This is a genomic window from Streptomyces sp. R44, assembly GCF_041053105.1.
Taxonomy (GTDB): Bacteria; Actinomycetota; Actinomycetes; order Streptomycetales; family Streptomycetaceae; genus Streptomyces.
The window spans coordinates 971,610-997,197 of the sequence record NZ_CP163444.1 but is presented as its reverse complement, the minus strand read 5'-3'; the positions used below and the strand labels follow the sequence as shown (position 1 = coordinate 997,197).

Annotated in this window: 23 protein-coding genes and 1 riboswitch; of the genes, 6 read left to right on the top strand and 17 right to left on the bottom strand. The window is 74.2% G+C overall.

Features of this window, described 5'->3' with window-relative positions; genetic code table 11:
* Positions 1–34: 34 nt before the first annotated feature.
* On the top strand, positions 35–1,240 hold the full coding sequence (locus AB5J54_RS04790) for a cytochrome P450 (protein WP_369149220.1): 1,206 nt from the start codon (positions 35–37) through the stop codon (positions 1,238–1,240).
* Positions 1,241–1,300: 60 nt separating this feature from the next.
* On the opposite strand, the gene AB5J54_RS04785 is transcribed toward AB5J54_RS04790, so the two are convergent.
* From AB5J54_RS04785 to AB5J54_RS04765, 5 genes are all read right to left on the bottom strand, one after another.
* Positions 1,301–1,546: a hypothetical protein gene (locus AB5J54_RS04785; protein ID WP_189806716.1), complete on the bottom strand. Its 246-nt coding sequence runs from the start codon at positions 1,544–1,546 to the stop codon at positions 1,301–1,303.
* 62 nt (positions 1,547–1,608) lie between these two features.
* The gene (locus tag AB5J54_RS04780; RefSeq protein ID WP_369142622.1) at positions 1,609–2,085 is read right to left on the bottom strand and encodes an NUDIX domain-containing protein; all 477 of its coding nucleotides are present in this window, start codon (positions 2,083–2,085) and stop codon (positions 1,609–1,611) included.
* A gap of 60 nt (positions 2,086–2,145) precedes the next feature.
* Positions 2,146–3,351 carry an FAD-dependent oxidoreductase gene (locus AB5J54_RS04775; RefSeq protein WP_369142621.1) on the bottom strand — a complete coding sequence of 402 codons (1,206 nt, stop codon included), beginning with the start codon at positions 3,349–3,351 and terminating at the stop codon, positions 2,146–2,148.
* Positions 3,348–4,772, bottom strand: coding sequence for an FAD-dependent oxidoreductase (locus AB5J54_RS04770; protein WP_369142620.1), 1,425 nt, complete (start codon positions 4,770–4,772; stop codon positions 3,348–3,350). Before AB5J54_RS04770 ends, AB5J54_RS04775 begins: the two co-directional genes overlap by 4 nt.
* Positions 4,769–6,250, bottom strand: coding sequence for an FGGY family carbohydrate kinase (locus tag AB5J54_RS04765; RefSeq protein WP_369149219.1), 1,482 nt, complete (start codon positions 6,248–6,250; stop codon positions 4,769–4,771). Before AB5J54_RS04765 ends, AB5J54_RS04770 begins: the two co-directional genes overlap by 4 nt.
* Positions 6,251–6,552: 302 nt before the next feature.
* Here AB5J54_RS04765 and AB5J54_RS04760 point away from each other — a divergent pair, with 302 nt between their 5' ends.
* Both AB5J54_RS04760 and AB5J54_RS04755 read left to right on the top strand, forming a co-directional pair.
* Positions 6,553–7,527 (top strand): hypothetical protein, encoded by a 975-nt coding sequence (locus AB5J54_RS04760; RefSeq protein ID WP_369142619.1) that lies wholly within the window; start codon positions 6,553–6,555, stop codon positions 7,525–7,527.
* Positions 7,528–7,604: 77 nt separating this feature from the next.
* Positions 7,605–9,134, top strand: a complete 1,530-nt coding sequence (locus tag AB5J54_RS04755; RefSeq protein ID WP_369142618.1) for an amino acid permease — start codon at positions 7,605–7,607, stop codon at positions 9,132–9,134.
* 77 nt (positions 9,135–9,211) lie between these two features.
* Here AB5J54_RS04755 and AB5J54_RS04750 read toward each other — a convergent pair whose 3' ends face one another.
* Positions 9,212–9,970 carry a GntR family transcriptional regulator gene (locus tag AB5J54_RS04750; RefSeq protein ID WP_369142617.1) on the bottom strand — a complete coding sequence of 253 codons (759 nt, stop codon included), beginning with the start codon at positions 9,968–9,970 and terminating at the stop codon, positions 9,212–9,214.
* Positions 9,971–10,153: 183 nt separating this feature from the next.
* Between AB5J54_RS04750 and AB5J54_RS04745 the strand changes: the two genes are divergently transcribed.
* A complete protein-coding gene (locus tag AB5J54_RS04745; RefSeq protein WP_369142616.1) occupies positions 10,154–11,494 on the top strand; it encodes a DUF2252 domain-containing protein in 1,341 nt (446 codons plus the stop codon).
* Between the two features lie 33 nt (positions 11,495–11,527).
* On the opposite strand, the gene AB5J54_RS04740 is transcribed toward AB5J54_RS04745, so the two are convergent.
* Together AB5J54_RS04740 and AB5J54_RS04735 are read right to left on the bottom strand one after the other, a co-directional pair.
* The gene (locus AB5J54_RS04740) at positions 11,528–12,919 is read right to left on the bottom strand and encodes an FAD-dependent oxidoreductase (protein WP_369142615.1); all 1,392 of its coding nucleotides are present in this window, start codon (positions 12,917–12,919) and stop codon (positions 11,528–11,530) included.
* A 23-nt stretch (positions 12,920–12,942) separates the two neighbouring features.
* A complete protein-coding gene (locus AB5J54_RS04735; protein WP_369142614.1) occupies positions 12,943–13,332 on the bottom strand; it encodes an ArsR/SmtB family transcription factor in 390 nt (129 codons plus the stop codon).
* A 107-nt stretch (positions 13,333–13,439) separates the two neighbouring features.
* On the opposite strand from AB5J54_RS04735, the gene AB5J54_RS04730 reads away from it, so the two are divergent.
* On the top strand, positions 13,440–15,446 hold the full coding sequence (locus tag AB5J54_RS04730; RefSeq protein ID WP_369142613.1) for a heavy metal translocating P-type ATPase: 2,007 nt from the start codon (positions 13,440–13,442) through the stop codon (positions 15,444–15,446).
* Between the two features lie 197 nt (positions 15,447–15,643).
* Here AB5J54_RS04730 and AB5J54_RS04725 read toward each other — a convergent pair whose 3' ends face one another.
* The 9 genes from AB5J54_RS04725 to dhaK all read right to left on the bottom strand — a co-directional run bounded on the left by AB5J54_RS04725 (position 15,644) and on the right by dhaK (position 23,505).
* Positions 15,644–16,183: a PadR family transcriptional regulator gene (locus AB5J54_RS04725; protein ID WP_369142612.1), complete on the bottom strand. Its 540-nt coding sequence runs from the start codon at positions 16,181–16,183 to the stop codon at positions 15,644–15,646.
* A 46-nt stretch (positions 16,184–16,229) separates the two neighbouring features.
* Positions 16,230–18,245, bottom strand: a complete 2,016-nt coding sequence (locus AB5J54_RS04720; RefSeq protein ID WP_369142611.1) for an FAD-dependent oxidoreductase — start codon at positions 18,243–18,245, stop codon at positions 16,230–16,232.
* 97 nt (positions 18,246–18,342) lie between these two features.
* Entirely contained in the window at positions 18,343–19,308 is a 966-nt protein-coding gene (locus AB5J54_RS04715) for an ATP-binding cassette domain-containing protein (protein WP_369142610.1), read from the bottom strand.
* Entirely contained in the window at positions 19,305–20,054 is a 750-nt protein-coding gene (gene cbiQ, locus AB5J54_RS04710; RefSeq protein ID WP_369142609.1) for a cobalt ECF transporter T component CbiQ, read from the bottom strand. Before cbiQ ends, AB5J54_RS04715 begins: the two co-directional genes overlap by 4 nt.
* Before the next feature lie 5 nt (positions 20,055–20,059).
* Entirely contained in the window at positions 20,060–20,449 is a 390-nt protein-coding gene (locus AB5J54_RS04705; protein ID WP_369142608.1) for an energy-coupling factor ABC transporter substrate-binding protein, read from the bottom strand.
* Positions 20,446–21,144: an energy-coupling factor ABC transporter permease gene (locus AB5J54_RS04700; RefSeq protein WP_369142607.1), complete on the bottom strand. Its 699-nt coding sequence runs from the start codon at positions 21,142–21,144 to the stop codon at positions 20,446–20,448. The genes AB5J54_RS04705 and AB5J54_RS04700 overlap by 4 nt, the downstream gene beginning before the upstream one ends.
* A 28-nt stretch (positions 21,145–21,172) precedes the next feature.
* A riboswitch (cobalamin riboswitch) is annotated at positions 21,173–21,379 on the bottom strand.
* 80 nt (positions 21,380–21,459) lie between these two features.
* Positions 21,460–21,867 carry a PTS-dependent dihydroxyacetone kinase phosphotransferase subunit DhaM gene (locus tag AB5J54_RS04695; RefSeq protein WP_369142606.1) on the bottom strand — a complete coding sequence of 136 codons (408 nt, stop codon included), beginning with the start codon at positions 21,865–21,867 and terminating at the stop codon, positions 21,460–21,462.
* A complete protein-coding gene (dhaL, locus tag AB5J54_RS04690; protein WP_369142605.1) occupies positions 21,864–22,484 on the bottom strand; it encodes a dihydroxyacetone kinase subunit DhaL in 621 nt (206 codons plus the stop codon). The genes AB5J54_RS04695 and dhaL overlap by 4 nt, the downstream gene beginning before the upstream one ends.
* Positions 22,485–22,512: 28 nt before the next feature.
* Positions 22,513–23,505 (bottom strand): dihydroxyacetone kinase subunit DhaK, encoded by a 993-nt coding sequence (gene dhaK / locus AB5J54_RS04685; protein WP_369142604.1) that lies wholly within the window; start codon positions 23,503–23,505, stop codon positions 22,513–22,515.
* Between the two features lie 727 nt (positions 23,506–24,232).
* On the opposite strand from dhaK, the gene AB5J54_RS04680 reads away from it, so the two are divergent.
* Positions 24,233–25,558, top strand: coding sequence for a calcium-binding protein (locus tag AB5J54_RS04680; protein ID WP_369142603.1), 1,326 nt, complete (start codon positions 24,233–24,235; stop codon positions 25,556–25,558).
* The last annotated feature ends 30 nt before the right edge of the window (positions 25,559–25,588 follow it).

Below are 25,588 nucleotides of genomic sequence, written 5' to 3'. Positions count from 1 at the left end.
CACCACCCCCGCCGCCGGCCGCCCGCCGTACCGCATGGACCCCGCGGGCGGCTGCCCGCACGCGGCGAACGCCCGGCTGCTCGCCGAGGGCGCGGTGGCCCCGGTGGTCCTGCCCGGCGAGATCGAGGGCATGGCGGTGCTCGGCCACGACGCGCTCCGCGACTTCCTCTCGCACCCCGACGTCGCCAAGGGACCCCAGCACTTCACCGCCCTCGCCGAGGGCCGCATACCCGAGGGCTGGCCGCTGCTGACCTTCGCCACCGTGCCCGGCATGATCACCGCCGACGGAGCCGACCACCGCCGGCTGCGCACCCTGGTCAGCAGCGCCTTCACCGCCCGCCGGGTCGAGGAGCTCCGCCCGCGCGTCGAGACGGTCACCGCCGGACTCCTCGACGGACTCGCCGAGGCCGCCCGCGCCGGCGACGGCGTCGCCGATCTCCGCCGCCACTACGCGCTTCCGCTGCCCCTCGGCGTCATCTGCGAACTCCTCGGCGTCGACCCGGCGCACCAGGACCGGCTGCACCACCTCTCCAGCCTGGTCGTCGCCACCGACACCGAGCCCGCCCGGGCGGTCGCCGCCAACCGCGAACTCGTCGAGCTCCTGGCCTCCATCGCCGCCGCCAAGGCCGCCGCCCCCGGCGACGACCTCACCAGCGCCCTCATCGCCGCCCGTGACGAGGGCGGCGACCGGCTCAGCCAGCCAGAGCTCATCGGCACCCTGCTCCTGATGATCATCGCGGGCCACGAGACCACCCTGAACCTCGTCACCAACGCGGTCCGGGCGCTCTGCGCCCACCGCGACCAGCTGGCCCTGGTCACCGAGGGCCGCGCCGACTGGGCCGACGTGGTGGAGGAGACCCTCCGCTGGGACAGCCCGGTCAGCTACTTCCCCTTCCGCTACCCCACCCGCGACCTGACGGTCGACGGCACGGTCATCCCGAAGGGCACCCCCGTCCTCGCCGGATACTCGGCGGCGGGCCGCGACACGAAGGTCCACGGCCCGGACGCCGACCGCTTCGACATCACCCGCGCCGCGACGGTGAAGCACCTCTCGCTGGGGCACGGCCCCCACTACTGCCTGGGCGCCCCGCTCGCCCGGATGGAGGCCGCGATCGCCCTGGAGGCGCTCTTCACCCGCTTCCCCGACCTGGACCTGGCGGTCCCGGAGACCGAGCTGACCCGTCACTCCGGCTTCGTCGGCAACAGCGTCCGGGCCCTCCCCGTCCGCCCGGGCGTCTGACGCCACCGGCGCCGAAGAGCGGCCCCCGGGCCCGGGGGCCGGCCCCGGGGGCCCGCCGCGTCAACCGGTGCGCCCCCAGGCGGTCGCGGGGGAGGCGCGCAGGGAGGAGACGAGGCGCAGCAGCCGGTCCTCGTTCCCCGCGAGACCCGCGGCGCGCAGCGCCTCGTCCGCCTCCGCCATCGGATGGGTGAGCATCACCCCGGCGTACGGGGCGAGCTGCGGGTCGGTCAGCACGGCCTGAGTGGATTCGAGCAGCCGCAGGTACGCCTGGGCGGCCGCGCGCTCGCTGGCGGTGATCGTGGTCATGTCGGGCTCCCTCTCGACAGTTCGGCGCTCACCACCCTCTCGTACGGGTCTGACAATCGGGCTCAGGCCCGCCCGTCGAGGTGGTCCGACAGCCGTTCAAGGAAGACCCGCTGGCCGGAGACGAGCAGCGGAGCGGCGGCCTCCGGGGCGAACCAGCCGACCCGGTCGATCTCCGGGAACTCCTCCCGGATCCCGGACCGGGGCGGCCACTCCATGACGAAGGTCCCCGGCACCACCTCGGCCGGGTCGAGATCGCCCTCGACGGCCCACACGGTGACGAGCTTTCCGTTCCGCTGGCGGGACTCGCCGAGGGCGAACCACTCGCCGTCCGGGGCCGGGAGACCCAGCTCCTCCAGGAACTCCCGGGCGGCGGCGGCCTCGGGAGCCTCGTCGGGTTCGTACTCCCCCTTGGGGATCGACCAGGCCGACTCCTCGCGGGAGGCCCAGAAGGGCCCGCCCATGTGACCGATGAGGACCTCGACGCCACCGTCGGTCGTACGGCGGAAGACCAGAAGACCCGCGCTGCGCTTGTCCGGCATGCGCACCAGTGTGTCCGAAGGGCCCGGCCGCCGCAGCCCCCCGCGCGCGTGGTCCCGCCGCTACTCCTCGGCGTCGACCGTCACCGGTCCGCCCGCCGGGTCCAGGCCGGCGGTCCACTGCTCCCCGAGCCGCACCGACCGCCACGGGACGAGCGTCCCGCCCAGCCGCTCCCGCCGCAGCGTGACGCCGTTCTGGGCGACGGTCAGGACCGGCCGCACGAGCCGCCGTTCCGGACGGAGGAGCAAGGGGCCGGTCTCCGGGCCGAGGAGACCGGGCGTCACCCACCGCAGCGGGGCCGTCGCCGTCACGGGCACCCCGGCGGCCGGCCAGGGAGCGCCGCCGAGCCGTTCGAGCACCGCCCGCGCCGCCGCGCGCCCCTCGGCGGCGGCCACGAGCGCGGGCTCCACGCCGCGCAGCAGATTGCCGACGGCGAAGACCCCGGGCTCGGTGGTGCGGTAGCCATGGTCCGTCACGGGGCCCCGGGTGCCCGGGGCGAGGGGGAGGCCGCGGGCACGGACGAGCTCGTGCTCCGGGATCCAGTCGCCGGAGAAGACCACCGTGTCGCAGCGCAGCACGGCCGTCCGCCCGTCCGGGCCCCGCACCGCGACCCCGGTCAGCCGGCCGCGTCCGAGCAGCTCCGTCACGACCGTGCCGACGAGGACCGGGACCCCCGCGAAGGCGACCGCGGGGGAGGGCGGACCGGTGACGACGGCCGTCACCGCCACCCCCGCCGCCCGCAGCGTCCGCACCGCGCCCCGGGCCACCGGGTCGCCGCCGACGACCACCGCCCGCCGCCCGACGGACTCCCGGCGCGGCCCGAACCGCGCGAGGGTCCGCTGGAGTTCGCCCGTGGTCAGCACTCCGGCGGGCCGTGTGCCCGGCACGAGCCGGGCGCTGCGGGGCCGTTCGCGGGCCCCCGTGGCGAGGACCACCGCCCGGGCCCGGACGCGTTCGAGGCCGGTCGGGGCGGTGACGTCCAGGGTGAGGGGCCCCGCCCAGCCGGTGGCCGAGACGCCGGTGCGGACGACCGCGCCCGCCCGCAGGGCCTCCCGCAGCGCGCGCCGCGCGTACGCCGGGCCGTCCAGGGCGCGCCCGCGGGCGTCCGCGCCGAACCCCGGCCGGGAGCAGTGGCGCGGCACCCCGCCCGCCGTCGCCTCCCGCTCCAGGACCTCGACGCGGCCCGCACCGGCCGCCGCGAGCCGGGCGGCCGCGGCGAGCCCGGCGGGTCCCGCGCCCACGACGAGGACGTCGACCGTTCGGTTCACCGTGCCCCCTCCCCGTACGGTCGCTCCTCGAACAGGGCCCGCACCTCGGCGCCGCAGTGGTTCCCCTGGCAGCGGCCGCCGCGGGCGCGCGTCCTGCGCCGCAGCCCGTCGAGGCCGCCGGGCGGGATCGTGGAGGCGAGCGCGGCCCGGATCTCGCCCCGGGTGACCCGCTCGCAGTGACAGACGATCGACCCGAACTCCGGGTCCCGCGCGATGAGTCCGGCGTCGCGGTACGGGCGGGGGAAGGACTCGCCGAGGTTCGGCATCCGGACCGGGGCGAGCGGACGGGCCGGCCCCGGATCGAGGCCGCAGTCCGCGAGGAGGCCGAGGACGTGCTCGGCGATGGCCAGGGAGGCGGTGAGCCCGGTGGAGCGGATCCCGCCCACCGTCACGTACCGCAGCTCCGGATGGGCGGCGATCCGGTAGTCCTCCTGGCCGGTGGCGGCCCGCAGCCCCGCGTAGACGGCGGTGACCTCCTCGTCGAGCAGCGCGGGGAGGATCCGGCCGCCCTGTTCGCGCAGGCCGGCGAGCCCCTCCTCCGTGGTGCCCGTGGCGGTCTTGTCGTCCAGGTCCTCGGCGGTGGGCCCGAGCATGACGTTCCCGTACACCGTCGGCGAGATGAGCACGCCCTTGCCGAGCGGCCCGGGTACGGGCAGCAGGATGTGGCGGACGAGGTCGCGGGCGAACTTGTCGAAGACGAGCAGCTGGCCCCGGCGCGGGGTGACGGTGAAGTCCTCCCGGCCGACGAGCGCGTCGAAGGCGTCCGCGTGCAGACCGCAGGCGTTGACGAGGTGGCGGGCCCGGAGCACCCCGCGCCGGGTGACGAGCCGGTGGTACGGATCGCCCGGACGCACCTTCTCCACCCGGCAGTCGAGATGCAGGTCCACCCCGGAGCGGACGGCCTGCGTGGCGTACGCGAGGGTGGTCGTCCACGGGCAGATCACCGACTCGCCCGGCACTTCCAGCGCACCCAGGGCGCCCGGCCCCACGTGCGGTTCACGAGCGGCGAGTTCGGTGGGCGTCAGGAGGCGGGTGGTGCGGTGGCCGTTGCGCTCGGCCTTCTCCGCGAGGCGGGGGAGCGTCGCCCGTTGTTCCTCGTTCCAGGCGACGAGCAGCGCGCCCAGCGGCTCCACGGGGATGCCGGCCTCGCGCGCGTACGCGGTGAGCAGCCGGTGTCCCTCGCGCACGAGGCGGGCCTCCAGGGTGCCGGGCGCGGCGTCGAAACCGGTGTGGAGGATCGCCGTGTTGGCCTTCGAGGTGCCGTCGCCGACGTCGTCGGCCGCCTCCACGAGCGCGATGCGCAGCGGGTGACGGGCCAGGGCGCGGGCGATCGCGGAACCGACGACCCCCGCGCCGACGACCACGACGTCGTACTCCGCGGCCTCCCCGGCGGGGAGCGGCCCGGTCCGCGTGACGCTCATGCGGCCCCGCCGCCGGCGTCGTCCCCCGCGCGGGCCGCGCCTCCCGACCGCTCCACCAGCGCCGCCACCTCCGTACGGAAGCGTCCCAGGCGTTCCGCCGCCTCGTCGGCCGAGATCCGGGGCTCGTACACGGCCGACGGCTTCCACTCCGGTACGGCCTCGCGGAGGGTGAGCCCCGGGTGGTGGCCGAGCCGGGCGGCCGCGCCGACCCCGAGGGCCGTGGCGTCCGGCAACGAGGCGACCTCGACGGGGAGTTGCAGCAGATCGGCCTGGGTCTGCATGAGCAGGGCCGAACGGGTGAGCCCGCCGTCGGCGCGCAGCGCCGTCAGCGGCGCCCCCCGGTCCGCGGCGGTGGCCGCGGCCAGCTCCACGACCTGGGCGGCGACGCCCTCGCACAGGGCGCGCACCAGATGGCCGGGCCCGGTGTCGAGGCCGAGGCCGGTGAGCGAGCCGCGCACGTCCCCCCGCCACCACGGCGCGGCGAGTCCCGCGAACGCCGGGACGAAGGTGACGCCGCCCGCGTCCGGCACGCCCCCGCCGACCGTGTCGAGCTCCCCGGCCCCGGCGATCACGCCCAGGTCGGTGAGCCAGCGGACGGCCGAGGCGACCGTGTACACCTGGCCGTCGAGGCAGTGGGTGACGCGCCCGCCGAGCCGCCAGGCCACGCAGCTGACCAGTCCGGACGAGGCGCGCCGGGGCTCGTGGCCGGTCTGCGCGAGGAGGAAGGCGCCGGTGCCGTAGGTGCACTTGGCGGCGGCCGGGTCGTCGGCGCTCTGGGTGAGCAGCGCCGCCTGCTGGTCCACCATGAGCCCGGTCAGCGGCAGCGCGGGGCCGAACGCGGTCGTGGTGCCGACCGGGGCGTCGCAGTCCACGACGCGGGGGAGTGCCTCGCCGCCGAGTCCGTACAGGTCGAGGGCGGTCTCCGACCAGGCGAGCGTGTCGAGGTCGAGGAGCCCGGTGCGTCCGGCGGTGGCCGCGTCGGTGACGAACGCGCCGGTGAGCCGGTGGACGAGCCACGCGTCGCTGGTGGTGACCACACCGGCGCCGGCGGCGTGGCGGCGGATCCAGGCCATCTTGGGCGCCGCGAAGTACGGGTCGAGCGGAAGCCCGCTGATGCGGCGCAGCTCCTCGGCGTGGGCGTCGAGCCCGGCGCAGACGGAGGCCGCCCTGCGGTCCTGCCAGACGAGGGCGTCGGTGAGCGGTTCCCCGGTGGCGGGGTCCCAGGCGAGCACCGTCTCGCCCTGGTTGGCGAGGCCCACGGCGACCACGGGCGTGTCCGCCTCGGCGAGCGCCGCGCGGCCGGCCGTGACCACCGAGTCGTACAACTCACGCGGGTCGACCTCCACCAGGCCGCCGGGGAGGTGGCGGGGCCGGACGGGGGCCGTCCCGGTGCCGAGGACTCCGCGCTCGGGGCAGAGGACGAGGGCCTTCGTGCCGGACGTTCCCTGGTCGACGGCGAGTACCGCTCCGCCCGTCATCCCGCTGCTCCCGTCGTTCGACCGCTCCGTGATCATCCGATCACCGAAAAGGGTCAGGGTGCCGCCGCCCGGGGGCTTCGTCAAGCCTCCGCGGCCGAGCACGTCAGGTCTCCTGACGTACCTGACAGTAAGTCAAATTCGGTCTTTGGCCTAATAGTTACCGTCGCAAAAGAAAGTGGACCGGTCGCGTCCAGAGCCCTCTATAGTGATCGCCGATCAACGGCCGGGACGCCCGCCGGGGGACTGACCACCCCCTCCATCCACCGAGGACCCATGTCATCCACACCACGCCCCACCCCCTGATGGCCGGACACGGATTCCGGCCCGTCTACCACCCCGCCGGCCACGACCACGCCCTGCGCAACGCCGTCCAGGACTTACGCACCGGCCGCTGGGTGTCCATGGCCAGGCTGCTCGACGAGACCTCCGACTGGGAGGCCTGGACCCGGCGCACCCAGGTCCTCGCCGCCGTCGCCGCGGGCAGTGACGTCGTCCCCGCCTGGCGGGCCGAGCAGCCCGAGAGCCTCGCCGCCACCGTGATGCACAGCCGGGTCGCCGTCGAGCGGGCCGTACGCGCCCACCGCTCCGGCCACGCCCGGACCCGGGAACTCTGGCAGGAGGCCTGGACCGCCTGCCGCGACGCCTCCGAGCGCTCGCCCGCCGATCCCGTGCCCTGGGTCGGCCTGCTCGCCCTCGCCTCCCTCGACGCGCGCCAGCGCATGGCCGAGCACCGGCTGACCCCGCCCGCGCCCATGCTGCCGCCCGGCCCCTGGGGTCTGCTCGCCGAGGTGGAGAAGCGCGACCCGCACAACCGCGAGGCGCACCACCGCATGCTCCAGTTCGTCTACTCCCGGCACTCCGGACCCCTGTCCGAGGCCGTCAACTACTGCTACTGGGCCGCCAGTTCGGCACCCGTCGGCTCCGCCCTGCACGCCCTCCCGCTCTACGTCCGCGTCGAGCGCTACCGGCGCGAGCGGGGCCACGAGCGCGCCCTCGACCTGCACTGGGTCGCCGAGGACGCCGTACGCGACGCCCAGCGCGCCCTGGACACCTGGTTCCTCTTCTGCGCCACCGACGAGGCCTCCCTGCTCGACCTCAACCACCTGGCGCACGCCCTCTTCGGCGCCCTCCGCTTCGCCGACGCCGCCCGGGTCTTCGAGGCCCTCGGCCCGTACTACACGACCCTCCCCTGGGCCTACCGCACCGCTCACCCGGACGACCGCGCCCTCGCCGAAGAAGTCTTCCTGCGCGCCCGCGCCCGCTGTCTCGGCGGCTGACACGCCCGCCGCGCCCCCCCGCGCCCCCGAGCTTCCACCCCCCCCCCCCCGCCCCCCCCCCGTCCCCGGAGGTCCCCATGTCCCGCACCGAAGCCCCGATCGACACGACACACGAGCCACCTTCCCAGGACGAGGAGGCGAGACTGAGAGAGCTCGGCTACCAGCCCGTCCTCGCCCGCCGCATGGACGGCTTCGGCAACTTCGCGATCAGCTTCTCGGTCATCTCCGTCCTCTCCGGCTGCATGACCCTCTACGGCTTCGGCCTGGGCACCGGCGGCCCCGCCGTCATGCTGTGGGGCTGGGTCGGCGTCGGCCTCTTCGTCCTGTGCGTCGGCCTCGCCCTCGCCGAGGTCACCAGCGCCTACCCGACCTCCGGCGCCCTCTACTACATGGCGGACCGGCTCGGCGGGCGCCGCTGGGGCTGGTACACCGGCTGGCTGAACCTGCTCGGCCTGCTCGGCGCCATCGCCGGCATCGACTACGGCGCCGCCCTCTTCACCGGAGCCTTCCTCAACCTCCAGTGGGGCTTCGTGCCCACCCCGGGCTCCACCTTCCTCATCTTCCTCGCGATCCTGCTGCTCCACGCCGGGCTCAACCTCTTCGGCGTGCGGCTCGTCAGCGTCCTCAACTCGGTCAGCGTCTGGTGGCACCTGATCGGCGTCGCGGTCATCGTCGGCGCGCTCGCGTTCGTCCCCGACCGGCACCAGTCCGTCGAGTTCGTCTTCACCGAGTTCGTCAACGACACCGGCTGGGCCAACCCGTTCTACGTCGCCGCTATCGGCCTGCTCCTCGCCCAGTACACCTTCTCCGGCTACGACGCGTCGGCCCACCTCTCCGAAGAGACCTCCAACGCCTCCGTCACCGCAGCCAAGGGCATCGTCCGGGCCATCTGGGTCTCCTGGCTCGCCGGCTTCGCGCTCCTCGCCGGACTCACCTTCGCGATCCAGGACTACGCGGCCACGCAGAACAGCGCCACCGGCGTCCCGCCCGCCCAGATCTTCCTGGACGCGCTCGGCTCCGGCGGCGCCGCCGCCCTGCTGCTCGTGGTGATCGTCGCCCAGCTCTTCTGCGGCAACGCCGAGGTGGCCGCCGCCAGCCGCATGGTCTTCGCCTTCAGCCGCGACAACGCCCTTCCCGGCTCCTCGCTCTGGCGCAAGGTCAACAGCAGCACCCAGACGCCCGTCCCCGCCGTCTGGCTCGCGGTCGCCGTGGCCGCGCTGCTCGCCGTCCCCTCGCTGTACTCGGCCACGGCCTACGGCGCCGTCACCGCGATCAACGTCATCGGCATCACCCCCGCGTACGCCATCCCGATCTACCTGCGGCTGCGCGCCGGGAACCGCTTCGTGCCCGGCCCGTGGAGCCTCGGCCGCTGGAGCAGGCCGGTCGGCTGGACCGCCGTCGTCTGGGTGGCGCTCGTGACCGTCCTCTTCTGCCTGCCGCAGAAGTCCCCGGTGAACGTCGACACCATGAACTACGCCGTCATCGCGCTCGCCGTCGTGCTCGTCCTCGCCAGCGTCTGGTGGTACGTCGCCCGCCGCTCGTACGGCACGCCGACCACGTACGGAAGCGCCCGCGAGGAGGCGGAGATCTCCGAGGGCATCATCTGACCACTGGGGCCTGTCTTTCGGATCCTGCCGGGCTCGCCCGGCTCCCGTCCTCGTCCCGGACGGGAGCCGGAGCGCCGTCAGGCGCTGAACTCGTAGGTCCAGGCCGCCGACTGGGCCGAGAAGTCGATGTCGGTGATCTCCAGGGCGTGCCCGTGCTGGTCGCTGACGACCCGGTGGACGACCAGCCGGGCCGCACCGCCCTGCGTCGTCGTGGCGGGGCCCGGCGGGACGCCGACCGACTCCCGGTGGGTGATCCGCAGCCCCGCCTGGTGCATCCAGTGGTAGAGGAGCCGCAGGTCCGGCTGTTGGCGGCAGTCCCTGGCCCGCCGGTACCGGGAGAGCTGGGGGATCTCGGCGAGAGCCGGCCGGGAGAACCACGACACCGCCCGCTGCAGCGCCGCCCCCTGCGGCCCGAGCACCGTGTGCCGGTGGACCAGCGTCGGCTCGCCGGGAGTGAGCAGGAGCCGGGCCGCCAGGGGAGCGGGCGGCGGCTCCCAGGTCAGCGAGGCCCGCACCAGCGCCTCCGCCGCCCGCGGCCCCCCGGGAAACGTCGGCCGGCGGGCCGTCAGGGCGGGCGCGGCCGGCTCGGACGCGGACGAGTCGGCGGCGGCGAAGGTGCCGCGCCGGTCGGTGACCACGAGCCGTTCCTCCCTGAGGAGTTGGAGAGCGCTGCGGACGGTCTGCCGGTTGACGTGGTAGCGCTGGGAAAGCGATCGCTCCGAAGGGAGCCGGCTGCCGGGGGAGATGCGCCGCTGGGCGAGGTCCTCGCGCAGGGCGGCGGCGACCCGGAGATAGAGCGGCACTTCCGCCGCCGCCCCGGATTCGGGCTCGGCCATGATCAACCCTCTCTTTGCTCAGCGTGACAGCAGGGGGCCCCTGGGTGATCAATTCCTATCATTGGTCTAAACCATTTCGCCAGACCGGTCCGGCAGAGTGGCCGAAACGAGCGAGGCGCCTTGTAATGAGGTCACAGGTGACGGGCCGGTGGCACGGCTGCGGACAGAAGCGGGTGAGGCCGGATGACGACTCCTTCGGAACGGGCCGCGAGGGGCCGGGCGGCCCGCAAGCGCGTCCCCCGCTCCTCCCACGGGCGCTGGATACCCAGCTCACAGCGCCCCGCCCCGCTGGACGTCCTGGAGCGCGAGTCCCAGGACCGGCTGCCCGACCTCGTCCCCCTCCGGTACGGCAGGATGGCGGTCTCCCCCTTCGCCTTCCTGCGCGGCGCGGCCGGCGTCATGGCCGCCGACCTCGGCGCCCAGCGCCACACCGGGCTCACCGTGCAGCTCTGCGGCGACGCCCATCTGCTCAACTTCGGGGTGTACGCCTCACCCGAACGGACGCTCCTCTTCGACGTGAACGACTTCGACGAGACCCTCCCCGGCCCCTTCGAATGGGACGTCAAGAGGCTCGCCGCCAGCGTCACCGTCGCCGCCCTCCAGAACGGCAGCGCCAAGCCCAAGGCCCACCGCGCGGCGCTCGTCGCCGTCGAGGCGTACCGCACGGCCATGCGCCGCCTCGCCGACCTGGGGGAGCTGGAGGTCTGGTACGAGCGGATCTCCGCCGACGACATCCTTCACGTCGTACGCGGCCAGGACCGCGCCCGCCTCACCAAACGGCTCGCCGGCGCCCGCCGCCGCACCAGCCTCCAGGCCCTCGGCAAGCTCACCGAGCGGGACGAGGCCGGGAACCGGCACATCGTCGACGACCCGCCGCTCCTCGAACGCGTCACGGACATCGACCGGGCCACCCTCGGCAAGATCTTCAGCGACTACCGCAGCTCCCTCCCCGAGGAGCGCCGCGTCCTCCTCGACCGCTACCACTACGTCGAGGCCGCACGGAAGGTCGTCGGAGTCGGCAGCGTCGGCACCCGCTGCTTCGTGCTCCTCCTCGAAGGCCGGGACGACGGCGACCCCCTCATCCTCCAGATCAAGGAAGCCGGCCGCTCCGCCCTCGAACCGTATCTGGCGCCGTCCTCCTACCCCCACCAGGGCCACCGCGTCGTCTGCGGACAGCGGCTCATCCAGGCCGCGAGCGACATCTTCCTCGGCTGGATGACCGGACCCGAACAGCGCCACTTCTACTGGCGGCAGCTGCGCGACATGAAGGGCTCCGCAGAGGTGGAGACCATGTCCCCGGCCACCCTGCGGGACTACGCGCGGCTCTGCGGCCGCGCCCTGGCCCGCGCGCACGCCCGCACCGGCGACCGGATCGCCATCGCCGCCTACCTCGGCGGCTCGGACGTCTTCGACCGCGCGGTGGCCGACTTCGCGCTCGCCTACGCCGGGCAGAACGCCGACGACTACGCGGCCCTCGGCGCGGCCATAGCCGCCGGCATGGTGACGGCGGCCCCGGGCGCCTGAACGCGCCGCGAGGCCGCCGTCACCCGTACGGCTCTACGCGTCGCGGCGCAGCGGCGGCTCGGCCGGGGTCTCGTGGACCGGCCCGAAGAGGACCGCCCGTGCCACCGCGGGGGCGAACAGCGCCGTCATCGGGGCGGTGAGGGTGAGCGCCCTGCGGAAGGGGATGCCGACGACCGGGTCGCCCGCGGCGCGCTCCTGCACCCGGCTCAGGTACCAGCCGACCGCCTTGTCCAGGGCGCCGGGAGCGGCCCCGCCGCCGACGGCGCCGGGCATCTTCTTGTCGGCGCCCGTCGAGATGTCCCAGGCCTGCTGCGAGGCCGCGAGCAGTGCCTTCTGCACGTTCCACGTGGTGGGCGTGCGCTTCGGGTCGGCCAGCGCCCGGCGCAGCGCGAGGGCGGTGAGCGCGGCGACGGCCATGCCCTGCCCGTAGATCGGGTTGAAGGCGCACAGCGCGTCGCCGGTGGCGAGGAAACCGGCCGGGCGGCGGCCCGGACGGTCGTACCGGCGCCGGATGTTGGCGGTCCTGCGGAAGCCGTACACCGGGGACACCGGCTCCGCCTCCGCCAGCCAGTCGCTGATCACGGAGTGCGGCATCCGCCGGGCGTACTCCTCGAACGCCCCCTCCTCGGTCGGCGGTTCGTTGCCGCGCAGCCCCGAGAGGGTGACGAGGTGGGTGCCGTCGCCGACGGGCAGCACGACGGCCCCGTACTCCTGCTCGGGGTTGGGCACGATGAAGTAGCCCATGGCGTCGCTGCCCAGGACCCCGGCCGGGGCGCGGTAGACCCGCGTGCCGTACGCGAGACCGGTGTCGATGGTCTCCTCGTGCGGCGCCTCGGCGCCGATCCCGGCCAGCCAGTCCGCGGACCTGGTGGAGCGCCCGGACGCGTCCACGACCAGATCGGCCTCCAGGACCCGGGTCTCCTTCTCGGCGCCCGCGCCGCGCTCACGCAGCCGTACGCCGCGCACGCGCGAGGAGTCACCGGTCAGGCCCACCGTCTCGTGGCCCTCGACCAGTTCGATGCGCGGGTCGGCGAACACCCGCTGCCGCACCAGCCACTCCAGCTGCGGGCGTGCGCCCGAGTAGAAGTGCGCGCTCGCGGGCGTCCGGCGGAACCACTTGCCGTTCTGCCACTGGACCATGTCCTCCGGGACGCCCACCTTGGGGGCGCCGAGCTCGCCGAGCTCCTTCATGAAGCCGGGGAGCAGCTCGTCGAAGGCCTGCTGCCCGCCCGCGATGAGGACGTGGAGGTGCCGGCCCTGCGGGACGCCGGGCCGCGCCTCGGGCCCCTCCGGGAAGCGGTCGCGCTCGACGACCGTCACCTTCTCGGCGTGCTCGGCGAGCACCCGAGCCGCCAGCAGCCCAGCGAGACTTCCCCCGATGACCACCGCGTGACGTGTCGCGCGGTGCCCCAAGTCGTCGGCCATACCCGCCCTTTCGTGTCGTGGAACTACAACTGACCAGTATCCACGTCGGTGCGGGCCGCGTCGCGGGCGCCGTCGCGCGCCCCGAGCCTCAGGTGCTCGATGTGGTAGACGGCCTCGTCGAGGAGCTGGGCGACGTGGTTGTCGTACAGGCTGTACTCGATGCGCCGCCCTTGCCGGACGCCGGTGACCAGACCCAGCGCCCGGAGCAGCCGGAGCTGGTGGGAGACGGCGGACTGCTCCATCCCGACGGCGGAGGCCAGTTCGGTGACGCCGCACGGGCCCTGGCGGAGCGTGGTGAGGATCATCAGCCGGGACGGGGTGGCGAGGGCCTGGAGGGTGGCGGCGATGGTGGCCGCGGACTCGGCGTCCAGGTGGGCTGCGGGGGTGGTCTCGCCGTTCGCTCCGTGTCCCATGCGCTCATCGTAGCGGCGCTCGTATGTCAATATGTGAAGACCTCTTCATGTATTCGAGTATGGTGGTGACCCTCCTCCCCGCCGCCCTCGAAAGAGGTGTCCCTCCCATGGCCCTCCCGGAGCTCGCCACCCCCCAGGCCCCGGCCTCCGTCCGCACACCGGCGCCGACCCACCGCACCCGGGCCACGACCCTGCCCGAGGTGCGCTGGGCGGCCCTCGCCGCCCTGGCCTTCCTCGCCGCCCTCCCGCTCGACCTGGCCGGCGCCCCGGCCTGGCTCCTGGGCCCGCTCTACGCGATCTGCTACGCCGCCGGAGGCTGGGAACCCGCCTGCGCGGGGCTCCAGGCGCTGCGCGAACGCTCCCTCGACGTCGACCTGCTGATGGTGGTCGCCGCGCTCGGTGCCGCCGCCATCGGTCAGTACCTCGACGGCGGGCTCCTCATCGTCATCTTCGCCGTGTCCGGCGCCCTGGAGGCCCTCGCCACCCGCCGCACCGCCGACTCCGTCCGCGGCCTCCTCGACCTCGCCCCCGCCACCGCGGTCCGGCTCACCGCCGGGGACTCCGCACACGAGGAGACCGTCGAGGCGGCCGACCTCGCGGTCGGCGACACCGTCCTCGTACGGCCCGGGGAACGGCTCCCCGCCGACGGCACCGTCCTGCGCGGCACGAGCGACGTCGACCAGGCGAGCATCACCGGCGAACCGCTCCCCGTCCCCAAGGCGGCCGGCGACACCGTCTTCGCGGGCACCCTCAACGGCTCCGGGGCGCTCCGCGTCCGCGTCGACAAGGACGCGGCCGACTCCGTCATCGCCCGGATCGTCGCCCTCGTCGAGGAGGCGAGCGCCACCAAGGCCCCCACCCAGCTCTTCGTCGAGAAGATCGAACAGCGCTACTCGGTCGGCGTCGTCGTCGCCACCCTCGCCCTCTTCGGCCTTCCCGTCGCCCTCGGCGCCGACGTCACCGAGGCCCTCCTCCGCGCGATGACCTTCATGATCGTCGCCTCGCCCTGCGCCGTGGTCCTCGCCACCATGCCGCCGCTGCTCTGCGCGATCGCCACGGCCGGACGCCACGGCGTCCTCGTCAAGTCGGCCGTGGTGATGGAACGGCTCGGCGCGGTCGACCGGGTGGCCCTCGACAAGACCGGCACCCTCACGGAAGGCACCCCGACGGTGACGGCCGTCCACGGCGACGCCTCCGCCCTCGCCCTCGCCGCGGCGGCCGAGCTGCCCAGCGAACACCCCCTCGCCCGCGCCGTGGTGGCCGAGGCCCGCGCCCGCGGCCTGGACATCCCCGAGGCGAGCGCGTTCGACGCGGAACCGGGCCGAGGGGTACGGGCGGTGGTCGGCGGCCGCGAGGTGCGGGTCCGGCGGGCGGCCGGGCACCACGCCGACACGGCCGTCGAGGTCGTCGTCGACGGCGCCGTCGCCGCCGTCCTCGACCTCTCCGACCGCCTCCGGGACGGCGCCCCCGAGGCGGTGGCGGCCCTGGCCCGACTGACCGGCCGCGCCCCCACCCTGCTGACGGGCGACAACGCGGGCGCGGCGGCGCGCATCGCCGCCGAGGCAGGGATCGACGACGTCCGCGCCGGTCTTCTGCCGCACGAGAAGGCGGAGGCGGTACGGGAGTGGGAGCGGGCGGGCGCTCGGGTGCTGCTCGTCGGCGACGGCGTCAACGACGCCCCGGCCCTCGCGGCCGCCCACACCGGCATCGCGATGGGCCGGGCCGGCTCCGACCTCGCCCTGGACACCGCCGACGCGGTCGTGGTCCGCGACGAACTCCGCGCGATCCCGGCGGTCGTGGCCCTTTCGCGCCGTGCCCGACGCCTGGTCGTCCAGAACCTGTGGATCGCCGGCGTCTGCATCGGCGCGCTCGTCGTGTGGGACCTCGCGGGCCACCTCCCGCTCCCCCTGGGCGTCGCGGGCCACGAGGGCTCGACGGTCCTGGTGGGCCTGAACGGCCTGCGGTTGCTACGGGATGCGGCGTGGCGGCGGGCGTCCCCCGTTGTGGGCGGGCGTTCCGCCGGCGCCCACCCCGTTGTGGGCAATCGTTCCGCTGGGGCGGTGCCCACCCGCCCGGACGGCGCCGATGCCGGCGCCAGAGGCTTCCGCGCCTGAACCCGCACCGGATGTGCGCCGCGGCTCGGGGTGCGGGTCCAGGCGCGGAACGCGGAGGCGCCGCGAGAGGGCGCCGTCCCGTGTGCCCACCCTCCCCCAAGCTCTCGGCTTCGCTCGAGCAGGGGGGACCCCCATCGCCCTGCGGAACGATTGCCCACACGGCGGGTGGCGGAAGGGCACCGCCCAGCGTGCCGGCCCTACTCCTCCGCGCCCAGTTCCGCCAGCGCGCTCGTCAGCCAGCTCACCCAGAACCGTTCCAGATCCACCCCGCCCCGCAGCACGAGATGCCGCAACCGGTCCGGTTCCGTCCGGCGGCGCTCCGCAGGGAAATCTCGCGCCTCGATCAGCAGGTACTCGTCCAACTGCGCCTGATGGAGAGCGAGATGGCGGCGCAGTTCGGCCCGCAGCCCCGCCGCCCCCACCATCGCCGCCGCCCGCATCCGCAGCAGCAGCGCCGACCGGAGCGGTTTCGGGTCCTCCGCCCTGCCCACCCAGTCGGTGAGCTCCGCCCGGCCCGCGGGCAGCACCTCGTACTCCTTCTTCTGCCCCCGCGCGGGCACCGGGGCGGGCAGGGCGCGGATGTGCCCCGCCTGCTCCAGTTTCCCGAGCTCGCGGTAGATCTGCTGGTGCGTGGCCGACCAGAAGTAGCCGATCGACTTGTCGAAGCGGCGCGTCAGTTCGAGGCCGGAGGACGGCTTTTCGAGCAGCGCGGTGAGGATCGCGTGCGGGAGGGACATGCTCGCATCCTAGGTTCGGCCGGCCAGGGTGATCACGGGACGGCGGTCAGAGGGTGGCGGCGAGCCGCGTGCCCTGGTCGATCGCCCGCTTCGCGTCCAGCTCGGCGGCGACGTCGGCACCGCCGATGAGGTGCACCGGGCGGCCGGCGGCGACCAGCTCCTCGTACAGGTCGCGGCGGGGTTCCTGCCCCGCGCAGAGCACGATGGTGTCGACCGGCAGGAGCTGCGCCTCGCCGTCGATGGTGACGTGCAGGCCCGCGTCGTCGATCCGCTCGTACGACACCCCGGCCACCATGGTGACGCCGCGGTGCTTGAGCTCGGTGCGGTGGATCCAGCCGGTCGTCTTGCCCAGGCCCGCGCCGACCTTGGAGGTCTTGCGCTGGAGCAGGTGGACCTGGCGCGGCGGCGCGTTCCGCTCGGGCGCGCGCAGTCCGCCACGGTTCTCGTACGAGGTGTCGACGCCCCACTGGCGGAAGTACGTCTCGGGGTCCTGGCTCGCGCCCTCGCCGCCGTCGGTGAGGAACTCGGCGACGTCGAAGCCGATGCCGCCCGCGCCGATGATCGCGACCCGCTCGCCGACGGGCGCGCCGTCGCGCAGCACGTCGAGGTAGCTGAGAACGCTCGGGTGGTCCTCGCCGGCGATGCCGGGGGTGCGGGGGGTGACGCCGGTGGCGACGACGACCTCGTCGTAGCCCTCCAGGTCGGCGGCGGAGACGTACGTGTTCAGGCGGACGTCGATGCCGTGCTCGGCGAGCTGGACGCGGAAGTAGCGCAGCGTCTCGTCGAACTCCTCCTTGCCCGGGACCCGCTTGGCGATGTTCAGCTGGCCGCCGATCTCGGCGGCGCCGTCGAAGAGGGTGACGGAGTGGCCGCGTTCGGCCGCGGAGACCGCGCAGGCCAGACCGGCGGGGCCCGCGCCGACGACCGCGACGCGCTTGGCGAGGCGGGTGGGGGAGAGGACCAGTTCGGTCTCGTGGCAGGCGCGCGGGTTGACCAGGCAGGAGGTGATCTTCAGGTTGAAGGTGTGGTCGAGGCACGCCTGGTTGCAGCCGATGCAGGTGTTGATGGTGTCGGCGCGGCCGGCGGTCGCCTTGGCGACGAAGGCGGGGTCCGCGAGGAACGGGCGGGCCAGCGACACCAGGTCGGCGCGGCCGTCGGCGAGGATCTCCTCGGCGACCTCGGGGGTGTTGATGCGGTTGGAGGTGACGAGCGGCACGGAGACCGCGCCCATGAGCTTCTTCGTCACCCAGGTGTAGGCACCGCGCGGCACGGAGGTGGCGATGGTGGGGATGCGCGCCTCGTGCCAGCCGATGCCGGTGTTGATGATGGTCGCGCCGGCGGCTTCGATCTCCTTGGCGAGCTGGACGACCTCCTCCAGGGTGGAGCCGCCGGGGACGAGGTCCAGCATGGAGAGGCGGTAGACGAGGATGAAGTCCTCGCCGACGCGCTCGCGGATCCGGCGGACGATCTCCAGCGGGAAGCGGACCCGGTTCTCGTACGAGCCGCCCCAGCGGTCGGTGCGCCGGTTGGTGGCGGCGGCGATGAACTCGTTGATGAGGTAGCCCTCGGAGCCCATCACCTCGACGCCGTCGTAGCCGGCCTCCTTGGCGAGCTCGGCGCAGCGCGCGTAGTCCTCGACGGTCTGCTCGACCTCGGCGTCGGACAGCTCGTTCGGTACGAAGGGGCTGATGGGCGCCTTGATCGGGCTGGGGCCGACGAGTCCCGGGTGGTAGGCGTACCGGCCGAAGTGCAGGATCTGCATCGCGATCCGGCCGCCCTCGGCGTGCACGGCGTCGGTGATCAGCCGGTGCTCGGCGACCTCCTCGGCCGTGGTCAGCTTGGCCCCGCCGTCCCAGGGGCGGCCGGCCTCGTTGGGCGCGATGCCGCCGGTGACGATGAGGCCGACGCCGCCCCGGGCTCGCTCGGCGTAGAAGGCGGCCATGCGCTCGAAGCCGTGCTCGGTCTCCTCCAGGCCGACGTGCATCGAGCCCATGATCACCCGGTTGGGCAGGGTGGTGAACCCGAGGTCGAGCGGGCTCAGCAGGTGCGGGTACGGGGTCATGGGGGCGTCTCCTCGCGCAGGGGTCGTCGACCTCTGTTCTAGGCGACCGCGAGGACCTTCTGCAACTAGTTGCAGAAGAATCCGGGAGTGATGTCTACTACTCGGTAGCCTGCCGGGCCGGCACGAGAGGACCCCCTGCGGTCCCGGCCCCCGCCGTCCCGCCCCCTGCGGTCCCGGCCCCCGCCGTCCGCGTCCCCGCCGTCCCCGTCCCCGTCCCCACCGTCCCGGCCCATGCGTCCAGGTCCTCCGGGGTCCGGGGCTCCGCCGCGTCCTCGCCGAGCAGCCCGTGGGCCCGCAGGAGGCGCGCCACCGAAGTGCCCCAGGGCCGGCGCAGCCGGGCCGCCGCCAGCAGCTCGTCGTCCGCCAGGAGCTCGGCGACCGGGCCGGTGCGCAGACCGGCGGGGGAGAGCACGGCCGCCTCGTCGGCCCAGCGCAGCGCGAGGTCCACGTCGTGCGTCGCCATCACGACCGTCGTCCCGCCCGCCCGGAGCCGTTCGAGCGCGTCGAGCAGCCGCTCCTGCCCGTGCGGGTCGAGCCCGGCCGTCGGCTCGTCCATGATCAGCACCCGGGGGCGCATCGCGACGGCGCCCGCGATCGCGGCCCGCTTCCGCTGCCCGTACGACAGCAGATGCGTCGGCCGGTCCTCCAGGGCCACGATGTCCAGCGCCTCCAGGGCCTCCCGCACCCGTAGCCGTACCTCCTCCTCCGGCAGCCCCAGGTTCATCGGGCCGAACGACACGTCCTGGCCGACCGAGGCCGCGAACAGCTGGTCGTCCGGATCCTGCACGACCAGCTGCACCGTCGTCCGCAGCCGGGTCAGCCCCTTCCGGTCGTACGACACCTCCGCCCCGTCCAGGAGCAGCGACCCGCTCCCGCACCGCAGCCCCCCGCTGAGCAGCCGCAGCAGCGTCGTCTTGCCGCTGCCGTTGCGGCCGAGGAGCGCGATCGCACGCCCCTCCGCCACCGCGAAGTCCACGCCCGACAGGACCGCGGGCCCGTCCTCGTAGGCGAAACCCGCCTTCACCAGCTCCACGACGGGGGTCGTCGGCGTCGGAGACGTCACGGAAGGAACCTTTCCAGTACGAGAGTGACGGCGACGAGCCCCAGGAGGAGCACGCCCGTCGCCGTGAGGAACCGCCGGGAGACCGCGCAGACGGGCACCAGGACCCGCAGCGTCCCGTCGTAACCGCGCCCGGCGAGCCCCGACTGCAGGCGCTGCGCCCGGTCGAAGGCCCGCACGAAGGTCGTCGCGCCGAGCCCGGCGAGCGAGCGCCAGGTTGCGGCCCGGGTGGTGTGCCCGAGCCGGGCCGCCTGCGCCTGCCGGATCTTCGTCAGCGAGTCGAGGAGCAGGAAGATGATCCGGTACATGACGAGCGCCACGTCCACCACGGGGGCGGGCACGCCGGCCTTGACGAGCCGGGGCAGGACGTCGGACACCGGTGTCGTGAAGGCGAAGAGCAGCACCCCGAGCGAGGCCGAGGCGGTGCGCAGGAGCAGCTCGCCCGCGTGGACGGGGCCGCCGGGCGCGAGGGCCACGAGCCCCCGCGTACCGCCCACCTCGAAGAGCAGCGGTACCGCCCCCGTGACGCAGAAGCCGAGCGGGATGCGGAACGCCCGCCACAACTGACGGCCCGGCACACCGGCGGGACCGAGCAGCACCGCGAGCGTGGCCGCCGCCACGAGCGGCGCGCCGGGCCACGGCGGCAGACTCACCGCGCACAGCGTCAGACCGAAGCCGAGGAGCGCCTTCTCCACGGGATGACGGCGGCGCCAGCGGCTGCTGTGCGCCGCCGCGTCGATCGGAAGCATCGGCGCTACGCGTCCGAACCGTCGGAGGAGGGGGCCTTGGAAGCACCGTCGTCCTTGGGCGCCCCGTCCGGTCCCGCCGCTCGGGCTGCCTCGGCCGCGGCCGCGCCCTGCCGGCGGCCGCGACGCAGGCCGAAGTAGTACGCCAGGACGCCGGCGCCGAGCGCCGCCTGGAGGGCGAACAGCGCCGACTCGATCTCGCCCGACGGCGGCTCGTACAGCGGGCTGAACCACGGCTTGTAGTCCGGCTGGAGCTCCGTGATCGCGGTCTCTGCCTCGCCGTCGGAGCCGGTGAAGGGCTGCTCCTTGTGGTCGCCGAGCCCGAGCGCCAGCGGCAGCACCGCGAGCGCGGCGACGGCGAGCAGCAGCAGCGCGTTGATCTTCGCGTTCCGGCTCATCGCGCCGCCGCCTCCTCGTGTCGCTCCGTCCGCGCCCCGCCCAGCACACCGAGCCGGGTCAGGTCTCCCTTGCTGGACTGCGTGAGCAGCCGCATCACGAGCACCGTGAGAAGGCCCTCGCTCACCGCGAGGGGGATCTGGGTCACGGCGAAGATCCCGCCGAACTTGGCGAGCGCGCCGGGCACCCCGCTGCCGGGGTCGGGGAACGCCAGGGCCAGCTGGACGCTGGTGACGCAGTACGTGGACAGGTCGGCGACGAACGCGCCGAAGAAGACGGCCACCATCAGAGGCGCGCCGAACCGCCGCAGCAGCCGGTACGTCCCGTACCCCGCCCACGGCCCGACGATCGCCATCGAGAAGGCGTTCGCACCGAGCGTGGTCAGCCCGCCGTGCGCGAGCAGCAGGGCCTGGAAGAGCAGGGTGATGGTGCCGAGGACCGCCATGATCGGCGGCCGGAACAGGATCGCGCCCAGACCCGTACCGGTCGGATGGGAGCAACTACCGGTGACGGAGGGCAGCTTGAGCGCCGACAGAACGAAGGTGAAGGCACCGGAGGCGCCGAGGAGCAGGGTGGACTCGGGGTTCGACCGCACCTCGCGGGTGAGCGCGCGCACCCCGTGGACGACGAACGGCGCGGCCGCGACGCCCCAGGCGGCGGCGTGCACAGGGGGCAGATACCCCTCGGCTATATGCATGGTGGGTAGACCCTCTCCAGCACCTCGTGGATGGACAACGCACCCTGGCCGGTCTCCTGGCTGACGGTCATACGGCCCGACTCCGCCTTCCCACACCGCCGCGGTCTCCCGCGACGGTCCAGTGGCTTCCCCGCGGTGTTCCCCGCGGGGGTGGAGCCGGACCTCCCGATCACAGTGGCGAGGGCCGCACCGGTACTGCACCGGTTTCCCGTACACCAAGGCCCTGCGACACTAATGCGTTGACCTGCTCGATCACAACACGGTCGCCACCCGGCGCGGCCTCCCGGTCACTCCCCGCACACGCCTGCGGCGCCCTCACTCCTTGCGATAGGCGTACGCCTCCGAGGCCGCGGCCGCCACCGCGTCGAGGTCCCCTCCGGCGCTCGCCGTCACCAGCGCGGCGACCGCGCCCTCGACGAACGGCGCGTCCACCAGGCGGCAGCCCTCGGGCAGTTCGTCGCCTTCCGCGAGGAGCGCCTTCACGGTGAGGACCGCGCTGCCCAGGTCGACCAGGAGCGCCACCCCGGCCCCCCGGTCGACGGCCTTCGCCGCCTCGCAGATCAGCTCGGCACTCGTCCCGAGCCCACCGTCCGGCGTGCCGCCCGCGGGCAGCACCGGCGCCAGGTCGCCGCCGCCCGCGAGGCCCCGGGCCAGTTCGGCGACGGCCGCCGCGACCGCCGCGCTGTGCGAGACGAGCACGATGCCGACGGGGGACGGGCTCATGCCACTCCCTCCGCCCCGGCCGTCTCGGCGAGCGCGGCGAACAGCAGCGCCGACGAGGTCGCGCCCGGATCCTGATGCCCGATCGACCGCTCCCCGAGGTAACTGGCCCTGCCCTTGCGCGCCTGGAGGGGTACGGTCGCCAGGGCGCCCTCCTCGGCGGCGGCGCGGGCCGCCCCGTACGAGCTCCGCAGCCCCGCCACGGCCGGCACGAGCGCGTCCAGCATCGTCTTGTCGCCCACCTGGGCACCGCCCAGCTGCGACACGGCCGCCACACCGGCGTCGAGCGCCTCCGCCAGCCGCGCCCGGGTGACCTCGGCGTCCTCGCCCAGTGTCTTCCCGGCGCGCCGGAGGAGCGTCCCGTACAGGGGACCCGAAGCGCCGCCGACCGTCGAGATCAGCTGCCGTCCGGCGGCGGTGAGCACCGCGCCGGGACTGCTCGGCGGCTCCTTTTCGAGGGCCTCCCTCACAGCGGCGAACCCCCGCTTCAGATTGGCGCCGTGGTCGGCGTCGCCGATCGCCGAGTCCAGCTCGGTGAGCCGGTCGGCCTCCCGGTCGACGTCCTCGGCCACCGCGGCCAGCCAGCGCACCAGGAACCCGGCGCCGAAAGTCTCCGTCATACCGTCACTCCCCATGACCATCCCCGTCTCACCGGCCCCAGCGCAGCGCGGCCGTCTGCACCGGAGCGTCCCACAGGCGCAGCAGTTCCTCGTCGACCTCGCACAGGGTCACCGAGCAGCCCGCCATGTCGAGCGAGGTCACATAGTTCCCGACGAGCGTGCGGGCCACCGGCACGTGCCGCTCGGCGAGCACCCGCTGCACCTCGGCGTTGAACCCGTACAACTCCAGCAGCGGGGTCGCTCCCATGCCGTTGACGAGGGCGATGACCGGCCCGGACGGGCGCAGGTCCTCCACGACGGCGTCGACGGCGAAGTCGGCGATCTCCCGCGAGGTCATCATGGCCCGCCGCTCCCGGCCCGGCTCGCCGTGGATGCCGATCCCCAACTCCAGTTCCCCCTCGGGGAGATCGAAGGTCGGGCTGCCCTTGGCGGGGGTGGTGCAGGCGCTCAGGGCCACCCCGAAGGAGCGGGACCGCTCGTTGACCCGCCGGGCGATCGCCTCGACCCGTTCCAGCGGCAGCCCCTCCTCGGCGGCGGCCCCGGCGATCTTCTCCACGAACAAGGTGCCCCCGGTCCCGCGCCGCCCCGCCGTGTACAGGCTGTCCGTCACCGCCACGTCGTCGTCGACCAGGACCTTGGCGACCTGGATGCCCTCGTCCTCGGCGAGCTCCGCGGCCATCTCGAAATTCAGCACGTCACCCGTGTAGTTCTTGACCACGAACAACACCCCCGCCCCGCTGTCGACGGCGGCCGCGGCCCGCACCATCTGATCGGGTACGGGCGACGTGAACACCTCGCCGGGACAGGCGGCCGCCAGCATCCCGGGCCCCACGAACCCCCCGTGCAAGGGCTCGTGCCCGGACCCGCCACCGGACACCAGCGCCACCTTCCCCGCCACGGGCGCGTCCCGCCGCACCACGACACGCCGCTCCACGTCCACGGTCAACTCGGGATGCGCCGCGGCCATCCCCCGCAGGGCATCGGCGACGACGGTCTCCGGAACGTTGATCAGCATCCTCACGGGTGTCTCCTCGGGATTGGGTGGAGGGGTGCACTTATTGGGTCGTCGCAGGTCAGATCGTGTTCAGCGGAATAGATGATCTTGGAGGTGAGTAGCGACCGAGGGAGCCTTCTGCCGATACTGGCGCTGACCTGATGCTGACTTCAATGACGGTATGTCAGCTACTCGTAGTGATTCCGTAGGTGGTGGTGGGGATTCCCGTCCTCGGCAGTATCGACGTTGCCGCCGCGAAGGTCACGTGGGCAAGGCTGATTCCGAGCGAGCGCGCTCTCGCCGGCCCAGGCGGACCGGGGGCCTCGGCTGTCGATGCGAGATGCCGCAACGTGCGGGCCCTGAGCGAGCGGGCGCCGGGGCTGTGTGCCGTCCTCGTCCTGCCCGGCCTGGCCAGCGGCAGTGGTTTCCTCGGCGGCGGCGAACGCGCGGTAGACGGGGGCAGCGAGGGGCCTTCCCGGCGTTCTTGCCGGACTTGATGACAGGCTTCCGGGCGATCTCCGGGGCGGGGACGCCCTTGGCCTTGAGCGCGCGGCCCGGAGATCGCCCGGGCGGGCCGCCTGGGTGAGTCTTTGACGGCTGGCTGGTGGACGGCGGCGTCGTGTGGCGGTGTGTCAATGGGCTGCCGTGGGGCGGTGTGGCTTGATCGGCGGGTGGTCCCGCACTGGGGCGGGAGCATCAACCGGCGTCCGCGGCGCCCCCTTGGCGCTGCGGCCTTTGTCGAGGAGTCACGATCGTGAGACTGACCCCGCTCCACGCGGCGTTCCGACGAGACGGAAGCGGAGGACCGCGGCGGCGACGCGCTGCGCTCCTGCTCGCCACGGCGGCCCTTCCTGCGGTGGCGCTGGTGGTGCCCACGGCGACGACCGCCGCGGCGGCGCCCGTGACCGTCACCTTCAATGCGGGCGCCAATCAGACCTTCACCGTCCCGGCCGGTGTCACCCAGCTCGACATCACCGCCACCGGCGCCACGGGTCAGAACGGGTCCAACGGCGGCGGCGCGGGCGGGATCGGCGCCACCGTCAGCGGCACCGTCGCCGCCACGCCGGGCACCACCCTCTACGTCAACGTCGCCACCGGCGCGGGCACCCCCGCCGGCTTCCCCCCGGGCGGTGCCGGCGGCGGTTCCAGCGACGTCCGCACCTGTAGCTCGACCGATATGGCCTGTGTCCTGACCGGCGTGCCCGCCACCGACCCCCGCCTCATCGTCGCGGGCGGCGGAGGTGGCGGCGGAAGCGGCGAAGGCGGGGTGTTCTCCGTTCCCCAGGCCACCGGCGGAGCCGCTGGAGACAGCGGGCAGGCCGGCGGCGACCGGCCGAACAGCGGCGCAGGGGGAGGCGGCGGAACCCAGACCGCAGGCGGGGCGAGCGGAGCCGCCTGCGGCGCCGCGGGCAGCACGGCCGGTGGCCCGGGTGTGGCCGGCACCGGCGGCACCGGCGGTGATCCCTACGGCGGCGCAGGCGGAGGCGGCTGGTTCGGCGGCGGCGGGGGCGGGGGCTGCGTACAGATCAACAGCGACGGCACCTTCGGGCCCGGCGGCGGCGGGGGTGGGTCGAACCTCGTCCCGCCGGCCGGTAACTCCGGACCCGCCGCGGGCCCGGCGCAGGTGACCATCACCTACACGGTGCCCCCCATGGACTGTGCGACCGCCACGCCCACCATCACCGGCACCAGCCGCAACGACGTCCTCACCGGCACCCCGATGGACGACGTGATCTTCGCGCTCGGCGGGAACGACGTCGTCAACGGCCAAGGCGGCAACGACCTCATCTGCGGCGGCTCGGGCAACGACACGCTCAACGGCGGTGCCGGCAACGACCGCATCGAAGGCGGCGGTGGCAACGACGACATCAACGGTGGCAGCGACGACGACACCCTCATCGGTGGCGACGGCCGCGACCGGATCCTCGGCGGCGACGGCAACGACACCCTCCAGGGCAACAACGGCAACGACGTCCTCGACGGCGGCGCCGGCACGAACACCAACGATGGCGGCGCCGGAAACAACAGCTGCACCAACCCCGGTCCCGGCCAGACCGGCGCATCCAACTGCAGAGCGTGACCACACCACCAAGACCGTGGGACGCCGGCC